This window comes from Solwaraspora sp. WMMD406, assembly GCF_029626025.1.
In the GTDB taxonomy this organism is placed as follows: Bacteria; Actinomycetota; Actinomycetes; order Mycobacteriales; family Micromonosporaceae; genus Micromonospora_E.
Window position 1 is genome coordinate 3806934 of sequence record NZ_JARUBF010000001.1, and the last position, 17932, is coordinate 3824865.

Here is a 17932-nt window from a genome sequence, read left to right on the forward strand (position 1 = left end):
CACGTCGAGGGACGACGCGGGGGGTGACGATGTCGGCGACGGCGCGGGCCTTCTTCGCAGCGCTCGACAGCGGGGCGTCGCGGCCGGTGCCGCCGGGACTGGACGGCACCCTCCGCTTCGACGTACGCGACGACGACCGCGACGTGCCCGACCGCGACGTGCCCGACCGCGACGATGAGGATCGCGACACGCATTGGCGGCTGCGGTTTCACGGCGGCCAGGTGCACGCGGAGGAGTCCGACGCCGACGCCGACTGCGTGGTCTCGATCGACAGCGCATTGTTCGACCGGATCCTGCGCGGTGAGGAGCGGATCGAGCCGGCGTTCATCCGGTACGCGTACACCGTCGAAGGGCTGTTTCCGCTCCTGCTGGGCGTCCGGTGGATCCTGCCGGACACCGTTGGGGCACGCCGTCCCCGCGAGCTGACCCGGCGTCGCCCGGAGTCGGTCCGCACGGAGTTGGCCCGACGCGGCGACGGTGACTGGTGAAGGACCTCGACCGCGCCAGCATCCTGGACGGCAACATGTTCATGGTCAGCGACGGCCGGGGTGACATTCTGCCCTCGACCGACTCACCCAGCGGCTTGTTCAACGACGACACGCGGTACCTGTCGACCTGGGACCTGACCATCGACGGCCAGCGGATGCACGCCCTGTCCGTTGACGACCTGCACTACTACGAGCTGCGCTTCTTCCTCGTCCCCGGAGAACCGACCCACTACGTCGACGCGGACATCTCGGTGATCCGGCAGCGGTCGGTCGGCGGCGGGGTGTTCCTGGAACAACTGACCGTGCTCAATCATCGCAACGTGGACGCCGAGCTGCGGATCCGGCTCGACATGGGCACCGACTTCGCCGACATCACCGCGCTCGCCGACGTCCGCAAGAAGGGCAAGACCTCCACGACGGTCGAGCAGCGGACTCTGCGCCTGCTTTACCAGCGGGAGAACCTGCGCCGCGAGGTCGTGATCACCAGCAGCGCTGACGGGGTGGTCGACGACCACGGGATGACCTTCGACGTACGGATCGCACCGCACGAGGCGTGGCACACCACATTTCAGCTGATTCCCTGGACGAGAGGCGCCCAGGGGCGCGACATCCGGGTGGCGGCACCGGTCTACGACGCACCTGCCAAGGTGGAACTGGGCCGGGTGCTCGCCGACTGGTTGGCGTCGGCGCCGACGCTGTCGTGTGATTCGGCGGCGCTCGACGAGGCGTACCGGCGGAGCTTGATCGACTTGGAATCGCTGCGGTTCGTCGGCAACTCCCGGGGCGAGCTGGTCCTCGGCGCCGGTCTGCCGTGGCTGATGAGCATTTTCGGCCGGGACAGCCTCATCACCTGCCTGCAGGCGGTGCCGTTCGTTCCGCAGCTGGTGCCCGGGGTGTTGCACACCCTCGCTGATCTGCAGGGCACCCGGTTCGACGACTTCGCCGAGGAGGAGCCGGGCAAGATTCTGCAGACGTTCCGGCTCGGCGAGCGGGCCGGCTTCGCCGAGGTCGCTGCCTGTCCCTACTACGGGGCGGCGGACACCACTCCGCTGTTCGTCGTCCTGCTCGACGAATACCGTCGCTGGACCGGTGACGACGACCTGCTACATGAGCTGGAGTTCCACGGCCGCAACGCCCTCGCGTGGATCGACGAGCACGGTGACCTGATGGGCGACGGATACCTCTGGTTCACCCGCCGCAACGAGCGTTTCGGCATCGAGAACCAGTGCTGGAAGAACACCCCCGACGGCATTTCGTACGGCGACGGTCGACTGCCGGCGGGTCCGCGCACCACCTGCGAACTGCAGGGGTACGCGTACGACGCGAAACGGCGCGGTGCCCGACTGGCCCGCGAGGTGTGGAACGATCCGGCGTACGCCGACCGGCTCGAACGCTCGGCCGAGGAGCTGAAGCAGCGGTTCAACCAGGACTTCTGGATCGCCGACCGTGGCTACTACGCGCTCGGGATCGACGCCGACCACGCTCACATCGACGCGTGCGCCTCCAACATGGGACATCTGCTGTGGAGCGGCATCGCCGATCATGACAAGGCCCGGCAGGTCGCCGAGCGGTTGATGGACCGGCGGATGTTCTCCGGCTGGGGTGTGCGAACCCTTGCCGAGGGGGAGGGGCGTTACAGCCCGGTCGGCTTTCACACCGGCACGATCTGGCCGTTCGACAACTCGCTGATCGCCCTCGGACTGCGCCGGTACGGGCTCGACGACGAGGCGGCCCGGATCGCCGGTGCGATGATCGACGCGGCCCGCTTTTTCGGCGGCCAGTTGCCGGGCGCGTTCGCCGGCTACGACCGGGCGTTGACGAAGTATCCCGTGCGCCTCCCGGCCGCCTGCAGCCCGCACTCGTGGTCGGCGGGCGCGACGCTGATGCTGCTGCGTACGGTGCTCGGCCTCGAACCGAAGGGTGAGCACGCGATCGTCCGACCGCATCTGCCGGCGGGGATCGGCCGGATCGAACTGCTCGACATCCCCGGCCGGTGGGGCTTCGTCGACGCCTTCGGCCGCAGCCGCTGACCCCGCCCGCGCCGTTACGGTCTGCCGGTCGGGCCCTCCTGTTCTATTCTCATGCTCCAGAGCACCTCCGGTGAGGCTTGAACTGTCACGGTTATCTCACGGGCCGAGGAATACCCGATGCGGTTCCCGGAAGGCGTTATTTCGGTTTCGCTACAGGTGATCGGAAGTTGTACATCGTCATTCAGACTTATCTCAAGGATTCCGCCAATGCAGTCAACGTTGACCCAGATGGCACCAGCTTCGGCTCGTACCGTGCCGGCTGCCGTGGCCCCACTTGTCGGTGACACCGTAAGCAAGGTCTCCATCCCTGGTTGAGGGCTGGGAGGGGCCTCGATCTCCGGGAGTGGCAGCGTGGCCGGAGTCTCCGGCGTGCGTGGCTCCGGTGTGGGTGGCGTTGCATCTTCGTTACCGCCGGTGCATCCGCCAATCCCAACAACAATGCTCAGCGTCGACGTAGCTGCGAGATGTGTGCACTTCCTCAAATTCATCAACGAATATACCCTACGCAAGTCGAATAAAAAGTGCGCCGCCGATGGTCCATGATGGAATCGGCGACGCCCTTGTAGGGGTTCCTACCCGCGCCAAACGTTCCAGCCGAACCTGCTGGCGAGACGCCAGGGACGACCGGAGCCCCGATACCCGGTTCGCGGCGGGATCGGGGCTCCGGTACGGCCTACGGCTTTGCGCGGATCGCGCGATGGTTCAGGGCTTGCCGGTCACGTCGGTGACGAACGCCGACCACGCGGTGGGGCTGAAGGTGAGCGTTCCGCCGTCGCGGTCCTTGGTGTCCCGGACGAGGACGCGGCCGGGAAGGTTGTCAGCCACCTCGACGCAGGTAGACCCGCCGTTTGCGGACCTGCTGGACTTCCGCCAGTTCGGTTCCCGGGTCATGTCCATGTCTCTGCCACTTCCTTGATCATCTTGACTGCCGCTGAATGCGGCAGGGCCTCGCTCCGTATAGCGTCCCATCGGGCATGGAGCGCTGCAACCTTCTCGGGATGGTCGGTGATCCCGGCTTCCAGGGCTGCGTCGGTGTGGGCGGCTTCGGCACCGTCCGGACTTCGGGCGAGGATGAACGCGCCAGCCAGGCCGGCGTGCAGCCCGGCACCGGATGGGATCACCTGTAGGTGAACGTGGGGCAGCTGAGCTGCCTCCAACAGGCGCTCGCACTGCTCCCGCATCATGGCGGCGTCTCCAAAATCCCGCCGGAGCGCCTGTTCGTCCAGCAGGAAGAACGCCAGAGGTGGCGTCGGCTCACGGCGCAGGACCGCTTGCCTTTCCATCCGCGACGCTAGCCGTTGCTCGATCTCCACCGCCGTCGACAGTCCACCCCACGACAGAATCGCCCGTGCGTACGCCTCGGTCTGGAGCAAGCCAGGAATCATCGATGGCTCAAACCAGCGAAGCATCACCGCCTCGCGCTCGATCTCGATCCACTCGCGGAGCCACACCGGGGCGGTCTCCCCGAGCAGGAAGTTCGTGTAGAAGTGGGTCAGCGTCGTCCCGTAGCGGCCGTCCACCCTGGTGAGATAGTCCGGCAGTGCCGCGCGGCTGCCGCGTTCGATCGCACTCACGTGCTGCGCCGAGTACCCGATGCTCGACCCCCACTGCTCCTGTGTCATGCCTGCTGACTCGCGGCAGCGACGAAGACTCATGATCAGATACTCGCTTGGGCTCATCGTCTTCATGTTCTCCAGGCCCTCTCCAGAACCGCGCGACAATTCCTCAGGTGGCACTGTTTGACCTCCATGCATGGCGTTCGGGTGATTCGTTCTCTCTGATCCGCCGATCCATCTTCTCTTTTGAGGGCCTGTCAGTCCAGGGTGGAAGGGACCCGGCGGGTGGGTGTGTTCACACTCCCCGAACGCCACGGCACCATCCGCCGGGTCCCCACTCCACCGGACTCAAGGGGGACGATGTGCGGCACGACGACGGGATCGGAAACGCGAACGGATCGCGGGTTGTGCGTAACCTCGCGGCGGCCCGGCGGGGACGGCTTCCGATTCGCAACCCCGGTCATTACGACACCACCGCAGGTGTGTGGCGGCTGGCCCGGAACGTGCCGCCGCCCCGGCCGGCGTCTCTGGTGGCGAACCGGGCGGTCGCCCTGGTCAACCAGCACATGCCGGTACGTGCCACGGTGGAGTGTCGAAGCTGCGGCACGCCCGCTTTCTGTGAGCGGTTCCGGCGGGCGTTCGCCGTACTGCAGCGGGTCGACCCGGGGCGGGCGAAGCGGGTCCGCGCCGTTTTGGCGTACGCCGGGTTGTGGCCGGTCGGGGCGTCGGAGCCGCCGGTCGCCGCCTACCTGCCGGTGCGGCTGCGCCCCGGTGACGTGGTCGATGTCCGGGCGGCGGACCATCTGGACGGGCTGCGCCCGGTGCGGCTGACGGTGGCCGAGATCGGCCCGGACGTGCCGTGGCAGTCCTGGATCATCGTGATGGGGCCGGAGATCAGCGACGATCCGGAGCGCTCCGGCACGCTGGTGATGGTGCGCCCGTACAAGGACGCGCTCGTACGTCCGGGTGTGCTGACCCGGAAGGTGCCGACGTGCGCCTACTGCCACACCGTACCGGCAGCCGTGATCATCGAGTGTCGTGGCGACGGCGACGTGCCCGCATGCGGGGAGTGTGAACCCGTCGCCAACAGGGGCTGCCCGACCCGGCCGATCGACCCCAGTCCTGAGGGTGAGTGAGCCCGTACGGCCGCGACTGCCGGCCGCCGGTGACGTGGTGCTGCTGAACCGTGCGGCGAGCGTCCAGTTCGCCGCGCGACCGATCCGCTTCCGGGTCATCCGCCGCGACGAGCGGCAGACGTACCACGGGTGGTGCTGGCTCGATGGCTACGAGTTGGACGCGGCCGGCGACGCGGTCGAGCGCCGAGAAGTGTTCGTCCAACTCGCTGGACTCCGGCGGCTTACTCCGAAGCGGTGACGACACACTGCGGCGTCCACCTCAGCGATACAGCGGTCACCAAGATCAGTTGATGTGGATACGGACGACACGCCGATGGAATCCAGGTTTTACGACAAATGATCTTCAGGTCCTATGGGTGCGCGGTCCAAGTAGGCGAAGGCAGTCGGTACTGGAAGACGGCGTGGGTCCTCGGTAGGTCCTTCTCGCCACATAGGGCAGACCGGCAGCGCCAACGGATCGAAGCTATGCCCCGGCCCGCCACGCACGCAGTGCCTGAACTGCTGCCACGGTGTGCGGGTGTTCGTCGCCGAGTATCCGCACTCGGTCGGTGACGACCTTTTCCTGGATGGTGATGGCGTCGGTGGTGCGGCCGGCCTGTCGGTAGGAGGCGGCGAGGTTGGCGTGGGCGGTGAGCGTGTTCGGGTGGTCGTGGCCGAGGAGCCGCACGGAGTCGGTGACGACCTTTTCCTGGATGGTGATGGCGTCGGTGGTGCGGCCGGCCTGTCGGTAGGAGGCGGCGAGGTTGGCGTGGGCGGTGAGCGTGTTCGGGTGGTCGTGGCCGAGGAGCCGCACCCGGTCGGTGACGACCTTTTCGAGGATGGTGATGGCGTCGGTGGTGCGGCCGGCTTGTCGGTAGGAGGCGGCGAGGTTGGCGTGGGCGGTGAGTGTGTTCGGGTGGTCGTGGCCGAGGAGCCGCACCCGGTCGGTGACGACCTTTTCGAGGATGGTGATGGCGTCGGTGGTGCGGCCGGCTTGTCGGTAGGAGGCGGCGAGGTTGGCGTGGGCGGTAAGTGTGTTCGGGTGGTCGTGGCCGAGGAGCCGCACCCGGTCGGTGACGACCTTTTCGAGGATGGTGATGGCGTCGGTGGTGCGACCGGCCTGCCAGTAGGAGGTGGCGAGGCTGGCGTGGGCGGTGATCGTGTCCGGGTGGTCGTGGCCGAGGAGCCGCACCCGGTCGGTGACGACCTGTTCGAGGATGGTGATGGCGTCGGTGGTGCGGCCGGCCTGCCAGTAGGAGGTGGCGAGGTTGGCGTGGGCGGTGATCGTGTTCGGGTGGTCGTGGCCGAGGAGCCGCACGGAGTCGGTGACGACCTTTTCTTCGATGGTGATGGCGTCGGTGGTGCGGCCGGCTTGTCGGTAGGAGGCGGCGAGGTTGGCGTGGGCGGTGAGCGTGTCCGGGTGGTCGTTGCCGAGGAGCCGCACCCGGTCGGTGACGACCCGTTCCTCGATGGTGATGGCGTCGGTGGTGCGGCCGGCCTGCCAGTAGGAGGCGGCGAGTTCGGCGTGGGCGGTGATCGTGTTCGGGTGGTCGTCGCCGAGCAGCCGCACCGCGTCGTCGACTATTCGGTGCCAGTAGCCGATAGCGAGGGCGTGCAGTCCGGACCGCAGGAGGCTGGTGCCGGCCCAGTGCAGCAGTGGATGTCCGTCGGAATGCCACAGCAGGTCACCACCGAGGCCAGCTAGGGTAGTGGTGTTGGTCCGCAGCACATCCACGAGTGTGGTGGTGGAGTAGTCGAGCTCTGGCCATAGTTGCAGCAGCGCGTCGGCGGCAGCCCGTACAACGGTTGCCGGGTCGATCGTGCTGGCTTCCTGGGTGGCGCGGGCGGTCAGCGCGTGGACCCGTACAGCTCGGGCTCCGTCAGCGGGGGCGTGGGTCAGCAGGCCGTAGCGGTGCAGTGTCCGTAGCGCCAGGGCCGACTGGTCGGCGGTGACGGCTCGGTCGACCTGCTCGGACAGGTAGGCGGTGACCGCAGCGGTTTTCCACAAGTCGTCGGGGTGGCCGTCGGGGCTGAGCATGGCGGCCAACGCCAGGGCTGGGCGGGCCAGCCCGACTGGATTGGCCTGGTCGGCGGCGTCCAGGGCGAGTAGGAGCGTGACCGCGACTGGCCGGCCGTAGTCGTCGGGGTCGCTGTCGGCGGGCATCACCTCCGCCAACGGCGCGGCGGCGGTGTAGCGAGCCAGATACGCCGTGCACCCGATCGCCTGGTCGATCATGTAGGCCGTGGCGTGGGACAACGCCAGGGGCAGGTGCCCGAGGGCGGCGGCCAGGTCAGCGGCACCCGCGTCGAGCAGCCCTGGACGTTCGGCTTCGGTGAGCCGGGTGGTCAGATACGCCAGGGATTCGTCGGGGCTGTACACGCCGATGTCGATGCTTCGCCGGCCGCCGCTGGCCAGGGCGGCGTCGCGCCGGCGGGTCGTGGCGAGTGTCCAGCCGGTCGGCCGGTGCGGCGGCCACCAATCGCGCAGATGAGCCGGGTCGGTGATGTCGTCCAGGATGATCAGCCAGGTCCGGTCGGTGGTGTGCAGCCATTCGCGGAACGCGGCGGCGTCGGCGGCCGGATCCGTACCGTCGGCTCCCGGCACGCCGACCCGCAGCGCGGCCCGCGCGTAGCCGGTGATGATCTGTTCCGGGCTGCCTGCCAGCACCCACGCGACCAGATCTGTGTCCCGCTCGATGACGGCCTGGTGGGCGAACCACGCGGCCAGCTGTGACTTGCCGACCCCACCCTCACCGGCGAGGACTCGCGTACCGGTCCCGGCCGGGCGGGCGTCGCGTTGGGTCAACACCACGTCGGCTCCGTGATCACGGGCGTCCTGGATTCTCGCCCGGACACTGTCGCGGGGCTGGAACGCCGACGCCATCGGCGGCGGCTGCCCCACCTGGACCGGCCAGGTCACCGCCGCCGCAGGGGCATAGTGGTGATGTTCGTGGAACTCGGGCCGGACGTCGCCCTGGATGATGCCGGAGTTGGCGACACCCGCACGGTCGGCGTTCGCCGTACCGGAATCGGAGACGGTGGCTGCGGCGGGCGGATCGTGCGGTGCGGTCACGGTCGGGGCCGGCGCTGCACCCCGGTGTTGGCCGTCGAGCCGGGACCATGCGCCGTCGCATTCCCGGAACGGATCACGCGCGCCGGACGATCGTCACCGACCACGTCCACGCCCGTGTTGGCTCGCCCGCCACCGGTCGCGCGGGCAGCGCCCGTGTCCCGTACCTCGTCCGGCTCCACCATCGACACACCTCTCGATCCCGGCGCGGGCAACAGGTACGGCGCGGCCAACGCGGTCAGCGCCGCCACCGCGCCGATACTGCTGGCCAGCTTGTCCGCCTTGTCCAGACCCACCATCACCAGATACACCACCAGCCCGGCGACGATCACGCCGAACGCCACGCGCCCGGCCCACACCCACCGCTGGCTCCGACGAGGCACCACGACCCCCAACCCATCACGACCGACGCCACACGACTGCCCGCCAGTCTACGAGCCCGCCGCATCCTCATGGGACGGCCCGCCGAGGGGGGCGGGCCGTCCTGGTTGGTATCGCCGCTGGTACGGCTACGGCAGCGTGTCCAGCACGAGGCTGCCGATCCCGGAGCCGAGCGCCTCGGCGCGGTTGCTGTCGGAGACGCCGTCGGCGCGGTTCGTCAGCACGGCGACCACGATCCCGTCGTCGGGGTACATCTGCAGGTAGGCCGTCGACCCGGTGGCGCCGCCGTTCTTGCCGACCCGCAGGTGTCCGTCCTCGGTGTTGATCAACCAGCCGTAGGCGTAGCCCCATCCGGTGTCTAACCAAATGGGTGGAGCGCAGCGGTCAGCTCCGCCTCGGTTGGTTTCGCCACAAGCGCGCCGGTTTGCTCCCTCCTCAGTTCCGGAGCTCCTCAGGCCGTTTGAGGGATCAAGCGGGCAGCCTCGCTGATCAGAGCAGGGAGTTCGGCGGGCGTGTGAAGGGTCGCCAGGTCCTCGACGGGTATCCACTTCGCGCCAGCGACTTCGTCGACTTGGGCCGTAAGGTTGCCGCCGGTGGCTTGGCAGACGTAGACGAAGTCGATGTGTCGGTGTGGTCCGACCTTGCGGTCTTCGATGTCCATCTCGATGATGGCGTACGGGCTTGGGATACTGCGTACGGCGGGGTGCCGGAATGGCGGTGGGCCGAGGATGTCGGCGATGATCCCGGTTTCCTCGTGCACCTCGCGGAGTGCCGCTTCGGCGGGGTCTTCGTTGGGGTCGATGTGCCCGCCGGGGTACAGCCAGAGGTCGATCTTGTTGTGGTGCACGAGCAGGACGTGACCGTCGTCGTTGAAGACGATGGCCGAGCTGGTGAAATGACGGATCATGCTTGGGTATCTCCCTGGGCGATCTGGGCCACGCGGTCGGCCATCCACCCTACGGTCGCGTCCGTCATTCCGGGGTGCACTGGGAGTTGAACGGTGGTCGTGGCGAGGTGTTCAGCGTTGGGGCACTGGCTGGCATAGGGCTTAAAGATGGGCTGGTGGTACAGCGGCCGGTACCGCCACCGGATCGAGTCGGGTGGAAGGCCTGCGGCTTCGAACCCTGCGACGACCTGCGGGATGCGGTCCTTGATGGTGAGGACGAGGTTGTAATAGTTCGGCTTGTCCTGGACTCCGTACGGCAGCTCCCGTAACAGGCCGCCTGGGGGTAGCGCGGCGAGGACGCGTTGGGCGTTGCGGCGGCGTCGGTCGAGTTGACCGTCGAGCATTTTGAGCCGGCGCAGGCCGATAGCGGCCAGAGGGGCGGCGAGCTTGTAGTTGACACCGTGGGCGGTGCCATGCAGATGGCCGAGGTGGGTGTACCAGTCGATGCGTTCGCCAAGTTCCTCGTCGTCGGTGAGGACGAAGCCTCCCTCGCCTGTGGACAAGAGCTTGCGGTCGTGGGTGGAGAGGCAGCCGACGGCACCGTGGGTGCCGGCGAACTGGTTGCCGACTCGGGTGCCGTGGGCTTGGCACGCGTCCTCGATGACAGGCACTCCGGCTTGGGCGAGTAGGTCTGCGCTGGCTCGCTCGTCGTTGGGGTAGCCCCAGAGCGGCAGGGAGATGGCGGCGCGGGTGCGTTCGGTGAGCTTGCGCTGGAGATCGGCGGGATCGAGGGCAAGGGAATCGGGCAGGGTGTCGACGGGGACGGGTGTGGCTCCGCACGTGAGCACCGGCATGGCGGTCGGCAGGGGTGCGGTGGCCGGGACGAGGACTTCCGCGCCGGGGCGGACGCCGAGGGCGATGAGCGCGGCGTGCAGCGCGGAGGTTCCCGAGTTGACGGCGATGGCGCGGCGAGCGCCGAAGCGCTTGGCGAGCGCGTGTTCGTAGATTGCGAGGACCGGGGCACCGCCGGAGAGGCGGCCGTCGTCGAGCGCGGCGCGGATCTCGTCCAGTTCGCCGCAGGGTGAAGGGGAGTACCGGTCGTCGACGGGGTTGAGGACGTCGTGGCTGCTAGTTGTCATAGGTCAGCACCACCCTGATGGTTTCCTCTGGGCGCTGGGCGATCAGCTGGTACGCCTTGGCCGCCTCGCTGAAGGGGAAGCGGTGAGATACCAGGCTGTCGACATGCACCTGCCCACTGATGACCAAGTCCCGGGCGGAGGCGTTGAGTCGCGGCAGGTCCCAGGCGGGGTGGGCGCGCTGTGGGCAGCCGTTCACGGTCATGGAGGAGACCAGGGTGATGCGGTTGCGGTGGTACTCCTCGCCGAGTCGTAGGCCGTCCTGATCGCCGTGGTAGGAGGCGACAGTCGCGACTCGGCCGCCTACCCGGACGCAGCGGATCGCCTCGTGCAGGCCGCGGTAGGAGCCGGAGGCTTCGATGGCCACGTCCGCGCCCTGCGGGCTGCAGAGTTTACGGACCTGCACGGCGACATCGTCGTCAGTGGCGGCGTGTACGGGTGTGATGCCGAGGGAGTCGGCGGTGTCCAGACGCAGCGGGTAGTGGTCCACTCCGATGACCTTGGCAGCTCCGGCGAGTCGCGCGAGTTGGCCGGCGAGAAGGCCGACAGTGCCGAGCCCGACTACGACGACGATATCGCCAAGGCGTACCTCAGCGTCGTGTACGCCCCCGAGGGCGACCCGCGCCAGGATGAAGAAGATAGCGCGTTCGGCTTCGGCGCCGGTCGGCAACCGGCTTGCGAGGGCAGCGTCGGCCGGAACGATGTGCGTGGTCCCATGCGGGCGGTCGAGGGTGACGAGGTCGCCGACGCTTACTTTGCCGACAGCGGCCTCGCCGACGGCGGTGACCCGCGCGATGGTCTCGTAGCCCGGCGCTACTGGGAAGTCTCGGCCGGCGCCGTCGAGGAAGATGCGTCGATGCGGGTCCCAAGACCGGTGTAGCGCGGCGGCGTCGCCGGCCATCCAGGCCATCTCGGTGCCGTGGCTGATGCCGGAGAGGACCGATTCGGCGTAGACGTCGTCGGGGCCGAGCGCGGGCAAATGCTCGCGAACGATCTCGACCTGACCCGGTCCTGTGATCATGATCCTGCTGCAGGGAGGCTCGTCGGCAGTGCGTGGTTGTACGACTTCGGGTTCGGTCATGATCTCTCCAGGGTTGGTAGACGGCGGAGGCGCGTGCTGGCGTCTTCGTCGCCGAAGGCGTCGAACTCGCAAAACGCGAGGCTGGCCACGGCGGTAGAGGTGTGACGAACTCTGATCGTCCAAATCCATCGCCGTAGTTGTCTGTGTGACTAGCCTGCGGGTCCGGACCGTCCCCTGACGATGCGTGGACGTCCTAGTGTTGTCCGAGTTTCAGCTCGTCTGCGCTCGCCGTCGCCTACTACGCTGCCAACTGCGACTATGACACTCGGTGCATAGCTAGCCTGGGGGCAATCCCGTGGAGACGGTACGGCGGTGGACGGGCCGCGAGGCAAGAGCATTGCGCCTTGCTCTGCGTATGAGCGTGCGCGGCTTCGCGGAACACCTCGGCGTCAATCCGGCGGCCATCTCCAATTGGGAGAAGCGTGGCAGCGCGACCCGCATGCGCTACGAGACCCAGCAGATGCTCGATGTCGATCTGGCACGGTCGCCGATCGAGGTCAAGCAGCGGTTTGCCCAAGCGCTCAAGGCGTCAGTGGCCGCAGGCCCGAACGGCGCGCCCGTACTTGCCGACGGTGGCGCCACGTCCGCAAAGCCAGATCTTGGCACCCGTTCCAGGGAACGGACCAAGGCCATCCTCGCGGCGCTCAGTAGGCAGCAGCCCGATGACCTCGTCTACACACCTCCGGCCGACGTCCAGCGGCAGATTGCGGACCTCCTCGTCTCGACCGCTCGCGTCTACCTGGTCACCGGCCCCCCAGGTTGTGGCAAGACCAGCTTCGTCCGCCATCTGGCGTCTCATGTTCCCGGAGTGGATTTCCAACTGCTGAGCGCAGACTCGTGGACCGAGGACATCGACCTAGCGCGGGAGATCCTCCGCTACGGCTCTCTGCCGGCGGGCGTGGATCCGCTGTTGACCCTTGAAGACGAGAGCCAGAGCCTGTGCAGGCCGCTGCTCGTTCTCATCGACGGTCCGCAGTCCCGCGCCGTCGTGGACAAGGTCTGCCGGCAACTCGACGGCACGCTGCGGCAGGTGCTCTCGGTCAACTTGAGGTTCCTTCTCGTACTGCGTACACCGCCGGATGTCGAACTCGCGCCCTACCCTGTCCTGGCCGCAGCGGTCATGCACGGTCAGGGTCGCGGTGTCGGCCCGTCGCTGCGTCTGGACCGCTGGGATGCCGGTACAGCCCGGAACGTGTGGAACGCGCAGCGGCATGCGAACGAGCCCCCGTTCGACGCCCTGCCCGCGCGGATCCGCAACTTGGTCCGCCTGCCGCTGTACATGAGCCTCATCCGGGCCGCCAAGTCGACTGAGCCATTTGGGCAAGCCAACGCCTACCGGCTTGTGGACTTCTGCGTCGCCTCGATCCTGAAGGCAGCGGGCCTGGACGTCGAGCGCGCGACGGCGGATCTGACCGCACTGGCGCGACGGCAACTCGCTGCGGCATGGACGCATCACCTGCTTCCTACGATCGAAGACGACCCGCCGGGTAGTGCCGATGGCCTCTCTACGTCGTCGGTCGCCAGACTCGTGCGGTCCGGACCGTTCGGCAGCCTTACATTCCAGCACGACGTCATTCGTGAGTACCTTTTCGCGCGGTGGCTCGCCCAGCACATCGAGTCCCACGGACGCTCGGCCGTCACGATCGAGTTGCTCAACGACCTGGCCGCTCGCACCAACACATCAGCTGACCTGCGAGGCGTCCTGGAGTTCTTCTTGCAAGGCTTGGATGCGGCATCACCGGAGCTGCTGGCCGCCGTCGCGCAGTCACCGTCGATCAACCTCACCGCAACGTTGCCGCTGATGCTCGACCTCACCGGCGAGAGTGCGTCCTTTGCCACGGCCGAGGTGCTGCGCGCGTGTGCCTCCCGATGCCTGCACGACAACGGCCTGCCCCTCGCCAGAGCCCTCCTGCGGACCAGCGCAGCCGTCACGGCACTCGGCGCGGAGTATCCCCGATGGATGCTGCGGGTTCTACGCCGATTCGGCCCGGCCGTCTGGTCCGACATCGTGGCGCGCGTCGAGACGCAGCTGCCTATCGCGGCCGCCCACGACTTCGTCCGCCTTACGCAGCTCGACATCGTAGAGGACGCGGTGTTCCTTGCCCGACACTTCTACGTCTTCCTCACCGCTGACGACAGTACCTCCCATCAGCTGAAAACACTCCTGGCCCATCCCGACTGGCGAGCCCGCGCTGCCCTCGCCGAGGGGATCCGAGCAGGCCAGGTGATCCCCCGGCATACCGTGATCTCGATCATGGAGTCGTTGACCGCAGACCGCGATTACAAAGTCCGCGCCGCCGCCGCCGAAGCCGCTGGCCGGTCGACCGCGCCCGGTCTGGAACACCTACTGTCCACGCTCCTCGACGACCGCAACTGGCACGTCCGCGAACGTCTTCTCCAAGGGCTGTCCTTCAGAGTTGGGGACGAGGACTCGGCCGCCGACCTTGTCTTCCGGCGTCAAGAAGCATGGCGGACCGGCCCTCGAAACGTCCGAGTCGCCGCCCAGCGACTTCTTCTTGAACGCGGCAAGAGGCCTCTGCAAGACGAGGACTCCTCCCGCAGCGCTTTGTTCGGCCTGCTCCGCGAGATCCGTACAGGCACCCTGCGGCTACCCACGAACGTCCAGTCAGCTCTGATCCGTCAAGGCGTCGCCTCGAAGGACTGGGTCGTACGCACCGAAGCCAACCTGCTCGAACACCACGGCACAGCCACAAGCGTTGCCGCAGGTCTCGGCAAGGAAGCCTTCCGGCGTCTTCGAGGCGGATGCGCCCTTCAGGTCGCGCTCGACGTCCGGGACCTTGACCACGCGATCACCGTCGGGCGGGCCGTAGCCAGCGCGGGAGTGCAATTCATCGAGATCGGCGACCCGCTCATCAAGAGCGTCGGCGTCCAGGCCATCAGCGCGGTCAAGCAGCGAATCCCTGGTGCATGGATCGTCGCCGAGATGATGTCCGCAGACTGGGGACGCGACCAGGTGGTTCTCGCGACCGAGGCCGGAGCCGACGTCGTACTACTCATCGGACCCGCCAGCATCGCCAGCGTGTCCGCAGCAGCCGAAGCGAGCAGACGGCTGGGCGTCCCCATTGTGATCGACGTGCCCGAGGGCCGGCTGGTCCAAGGCTGGGTGCAGGACATGGAACGCGCGGGAGTCGACGGCTTCGCCATCACCACGAACATCGACTTGGGCGTGGCCGGCTCTCACCCTCTCGACCAGGCACAATTCATCAGGTCGTGGACGAGGCTGCCGGTCGCTGTCTCCGGTGGTTTCGAACCTACCGACCTTGAGGCTAGGCGGCGACGATCCTGGGACATCCTCGTCGTCGGTCGCGGAGTCACCGATTCCCTGGATCCCGCCGTCGCCGCACGGGACCTCGCGGCTTCGATCGAACTCACCGAAGGACACAGCTCGTGATTATCGCGCCGCTCACGGTAGACCGGATTCCCGACCTGGAGACACTGCTGGCCCTAGGAGAGCCGTACGTCAGGCTGCGAGGCTCATCGGACTACTGGCTGTATGCCACGCTGTTCGCCAACACCTGCCCACTCGCCATCATCGACGGGCAGGTCGTCGGCAGCGTGATCGCTTTCCGAAGCCAGGTCGACCCATCACAGATCTATCTGCAAGACGTGATAACGCACCCCAGCCACCGTCGTCAAGGGGTCACACGGGCGCTCGTGGAGGAGGTTCATCGTCAAGGCGTTCTCTGGGGATGCCGGCGTCTGTTCCTCACCTCGGAACCCGACAACCACGCCGCGCACAGCGCATGGCTCGGCTTGGGCTTTAGCAACCGCTCAGGTGACACGACCGAGCAGGGCGTCTCCGTGATCTACGACTTCAAGGGGCCGGGGAAGCATCGTGCCGTGTATGAGCGACCGATCGGCAGCTAGATTCGGGTGCCACGCGGGCGGCGGCTGGACGGCACGATGTCGGGTGAGTCGGCGCTGACTTGGCCTGGTGGAGGACGCGAGCGGTGACGACGCCGGGACGGCCCGCCGAGGGTGGCGGGCCGTCCTGGTTGGTATCGCCGCTGGTACTGCTACGGCAGGGTGTTCAGCACGAGGCTGCCGATCTCGGTGCCGAGCACCTCGGACCGGTTGTTGTCGGCGACCCCGTCGGCGCGGTTCATCAACACGGCGACCACGATCCCGTCGTCGGGGTACATCTGCAGGTAGGCCGTCGATCCGGTGGCGCCGCCGTTCTTGCCGACCCGCAGGTGTCCGTCCTCGGTGTCGATCGACCAGCCGTAGGCGTACCCCCATCCGGTGTCCACCCACATGGCGTCGAGCGAGTCGCCGGAGACGATCTGCTCGTCGACCAGCTTGTCGGCGAAGCGCGCCAGGTCGGCCACCGACGATTCCATGCCGCCGCCGAGGACCTTCCAGCTCACCTCGTCACCGCCGTACTCGTCGTTGCTGCCGTCGTACAGGGTGGTCCGCCGTACCGAGGTGTCCGACAGATCCTCCGGACGCAGCGTGCCCAGGTCGTACGCGGCGGTCAGCTCCGTCTCGACCAGTTCCGCCACCGGCGTGCCGGTCGCTCCCTCCAGCGCCGCGCCGAGAATGGTGTAGCCGTGCGTGCTGTAGTGCGACGTGCCGACCGGGCAGACCAGATCACTGTCCCAGAAGGCGGCACCGGCGGCGGTGGCGTTGGCGTACCAGGAGGTAGCCAGGGTGTCGTCCTCCGCCTGCCACTGGGCGACGTCGGCCGCGTCCGCGCCGTCGTCGGCCTCCGTACCCGCGTAATGCCGTACGCAGGACCGGTTGCTGGCCACCTGCTCCACCGTGTATGCGTGATGGTTGGGAAGCCCCGGCACGTGATCCCGGACGTCGTCGTCGGGTTCGATCTGCCCGTCCTCGGCCAGCCGCATGGTGAGTACGCCACCGACGCCCTTGGCCACCGAGGCGATCCGCATCACGTGCCCCGAGTCCAGCCACACGTCGTCGTCGACGTTGGCGTGCCCGAACCCGCGCAGGTAGAGGAACTTGCCGTCCTGCATGACCGCCACCGACACGCCGGGCATGTCCAGGCTGTCCATCTCGGACTGGATCAGGTTGTCCACGGAGCGGCGCAGCTTCCAGCCGGGCCGGTCGGAGTTCTGCCGCCAGATCCCGGCGTAGCGGGTGCCGTCGGCCGTCTCGTACCGTTCGAAGTTGATCACCCGGTAGCCCTCGTCGGCGTACCGGTGCCACCAGTTGACGTACTCCTGGCGGGTCAGATCACTGCGTACCCACCAGCCGCGATGGTTGACGTTCTCCACCCAGATGCCGGCGTACCGCTGGCCGGCGGGGGTGATCGCCGAGTCGACGACCAGCGACCGGTAGACCCCCTGGTAGGCGTCGACCGCGTCCTGATACTCGGTCCGGGTGATCCCGGCGAGCAGCTTCCAGGCCAGGTTCTCGGCGTTGTCCACCCAGGTCACCGAGTAGCGGGTGCCGGCACCGGTCGGGTAGATGTCGACGTCGACCGGCAACCGGGTGCGCCGCTGCTCCTTGTAGTAGGCGAGGTACTCGTCGCCGGTCAGGTTGTACTTCATCGACCAGCCGTAGCCTTCGACGTTGCGTACCCAGGCGGCGGCGTAGTAGCGAACGTCGTCCTGGACGTAGGTCTCGAAGTCGACGAGCCGCATCCGGTCGTCCGCCGCCTTGACGAACTCGGTGTCGAACTCGGCCTTGGTCAGCTTGGTCCGCACCAGCCAGCCCCGGCCGTCGAGGTTGCGCTGGAACACCGCGCCGATGCGCCGCTCCTTGCCGTCCATGTCCACGTCGAGGTCGATGACCAGGTAACCGGCGGCAGCGTACTCGTCGAATCTGACCTGGAAGTCGGCGGGCGTCATGTCCCGTAACGACACCCAGCCGACCTCGTCGGGGTCGAAGGCCGCCGACGGCAGACCGGGATGGGCCGCCGCCGGGGTGACGGCGATGCCGGCCAGCGCGACCGCCGTCGTGACGGCGGCCACCGAGGCGAGTACGCGGCGAAACGGGCCGCGTGGGGGTCCGGATCTCATCTCCTGCTGCTCCTCTCACGGGGTCCGACAGGTGCCGGACACCGATAGGAGGACCAGCCACCGCGACCGCCAACAACTTTCGCGCCACCGGGCGAACTGCGTAACTAGTTGGCATTTGCACCGTTTAACCCGACGTACGCCGTGGTGCGGCCGCAGCCGGCGGCCGTACCCGGTGTGTGCCCGG

The 17932-nt window shown here is 67.7% G+C and carries 15 protein-coding genes; 6 read left to right on the forward strand and 9 right to left on the reverse strand.

What is annotated here, in order from left to right; translation table 11 throughout:
* The first annotated feature begins 29 nt into the window (after positions 1–29).
* Together O7632_RS16905 and O7632_RS16910 are read left to right on the forward strand one after the other, a co-directional pair.
* Positions 30–488: an SCP2 sterol-binding domain-containing protein gene (locus tag O7632_RS16905; RefSeq protein WP_278115486.1), complete on the forward strand. Its 459-nt coding sequence runs from the start codon at positions 30–32 to the stop codon at positions 486–488.
* Complete coding sequence (locus O7632_RS16910; protein WP_347403578.1) at positions 485–2518, forward strand: glycogen debranching N-terminal domain-containing protein; 2034 nt, start codon at positions 485–487, stop codon at positions 2516–2518. Before O7632_RS16905 ends, O7632_RS16910 begins: the two co-directional genes overlap by 4 nt.
* Before the next feature lie 702 nt (positions 2519–3220).
* Here O7632_RS16910 and O7632_RS16915 read toward each other — a convergent pair.
* Positions 3221–3415 (reverse strand): DUF397 domain-containing protein, encoded by a 195-nt coding sequence (locus O7632_RS16915; RefSeq protein ID WP_278115488.1) that lies wholly within the window; start codon positions 3413–3415, stop codon positions 3221–3223.
* Entirely contained in the window at positions 3406–4254 is an 849-nt protein-coding gene (locus O7632_RS16920) for a helix-turn-helix transcriptional regulator (RefSeq protein ID WP_278115490.1), read from the reverse strand. Before O7632_RS16920 ends, O7632_RS16915 begins: the two co-directional genes overlap by 10 nt.
* A 227-nt stretch (positions 4255–4481) precedes the next feature.
* On the opposite strand from O7632_RS16920, the gene O7632_RS16925 reads away from it, so the two are divergent.
* Entirely contained in the window at positions 4482–5210 is a 729-nt protein-coding gene (locus O7632_RS16925) for a hypothetical protein (protein ID WP_278115491.1), read from the forward strand.
* A 16-nt stretch (positions 5211–5226) separates the two neighbouring features.
* Entirely contained in the window at positions 5227–5448 is a 222-nt protein-coding gene (locus tag O7632_RS16930; protein WP_278120124.1) for a hypothetical protein, read from the forward strand.
* A gap of 225 nt (positions 5449–5673) precedes the next feature.
* Here O7632_RS16930 and O7632_RS16935 read toward each other — a convergent pair whose 3' ends face one another.
* The 6 genes from O7632_RS16935 to O7632_RS16960 all read right to left on the reverse strand — a co-directional run bounded on the left by O7632_RS16935 (position 5674) and on the right by O7632_RS16960 (position 11683).
* Positions 5674–8262, reverse strand: a complete 2589-nt coding sequence (locus O7632_RS16935; RefSeq protein ID WP_278115493.1) for a tetratricopeptide repeat protein — start codon at positions 8260–8262, stop codon at positions 5674–5676.
* Positions 8259–8618, reverse strand: coding sequence for a hypothetical protein (locus O7632_RS16940; protein WP_278115494.1), 360 nt, complete (start codon positions 8616–8618; stop codon positions 8259–8261). The genes O7632_RS16935 and O7632_RS16940 overlap by 4 nt, the downstream gene beginning before the upstream one ends.
* Before the next feature lie 150 nt (positions 8619–8768).
* On the reverse strand, positions 8769–9188 hold the full coding sequence (locus O7632_RS16945; protein ID WP_278115495.1) for a serine hydrolase: 420 nt from the start codon (positions 9186–9188) through the stop codon (positions 8769–8771).
* Complete coding sequence (locus O7632_RS16950; protein WP_278115496.1) at positions 9092–9547, reverse strand: NUDIX domain-containing protein; 456 nt, start codon at positions 9545–9547, stop codon at positions 9092–9094. The genes O7632_RS16945 and O7632_RS16950 overlap by 97 nt, the downstream gene beginning before the upstream one ends.
* Positions 9544–10665 (reverse strand): DegT/DnrJ/EryC1/StrS family aminotransferase, encoded by a 1122-nt coding sequence (locus tag O7632_RS16955; protein WP_278115498.1) that lies wholly within the window; start codon positions 10663–10665, stop codon positions 9544–9546. The genes O7632_RS16950 and O7632_RS16955 overlap by 4 nt, the downstream gene beginning before the upstream one ends.
* Positions 10655–11683, reverse strand: coding sequence for a zinc-binding dehydrogenase (locus O7632_RS16960; RefSeq protein WP_278115499.1), 1029 nt, complete (start codon positions 11681–11683; stop codon positions 10655–10657). The genes O7632_RS16955 and O7632_RS16960 overlap by 11 nt, the downstream gene beginning before the upstream one ends.
* Before the next feature lie 415 nt (positions 11684–12098).
* Here O7632_RS16960 and O7632_RS16965 point away from each other — a divergent pair, with 415 nt between their 5' ends.
* Positions 12099–15155 (forward strand): orotidine 5'-phosphate decarboxylase / HUMPS family protein, encoded by a 3057-nt coding sequence (locus tag O7632_RS16965; RefSeq protein ID WP_278115501.1) that lies wholly within the window; start codon positions 12099–12101, stop codon positions 15153–15155.
* Positions 15152–15631, forward strand: coding sequence for a GNAT family N-acetyltransferase (locus tag O7632_RS16970; RefSeq protein ID WP_278115502.1), 480 nt, complete (start codon positions 15152–15154; stop codon positions 15629–15631). Before O7632_RS16965 ends, O7632_RS16970 begins: the two co-directional genes overlap by 4 nt.
* Positions 15632–15780: 149 nt before the next feature.
* On the opposite strand, the gene O7632_RS16975 is transcribed toward O7632_RS16970, so the two are convergent.
* Complete coding sequence (locus tag O7632_RS16975; RefSeq protein ID WP_278115504.1) at positions 15781–17748, reverse strand: serine hydrolase; 1968 nt, start codon at positions 17746–17748, stop codon at positions 15781–15783.
* Positions 17749–17932 lie beyond the last annotated feature (184 nt).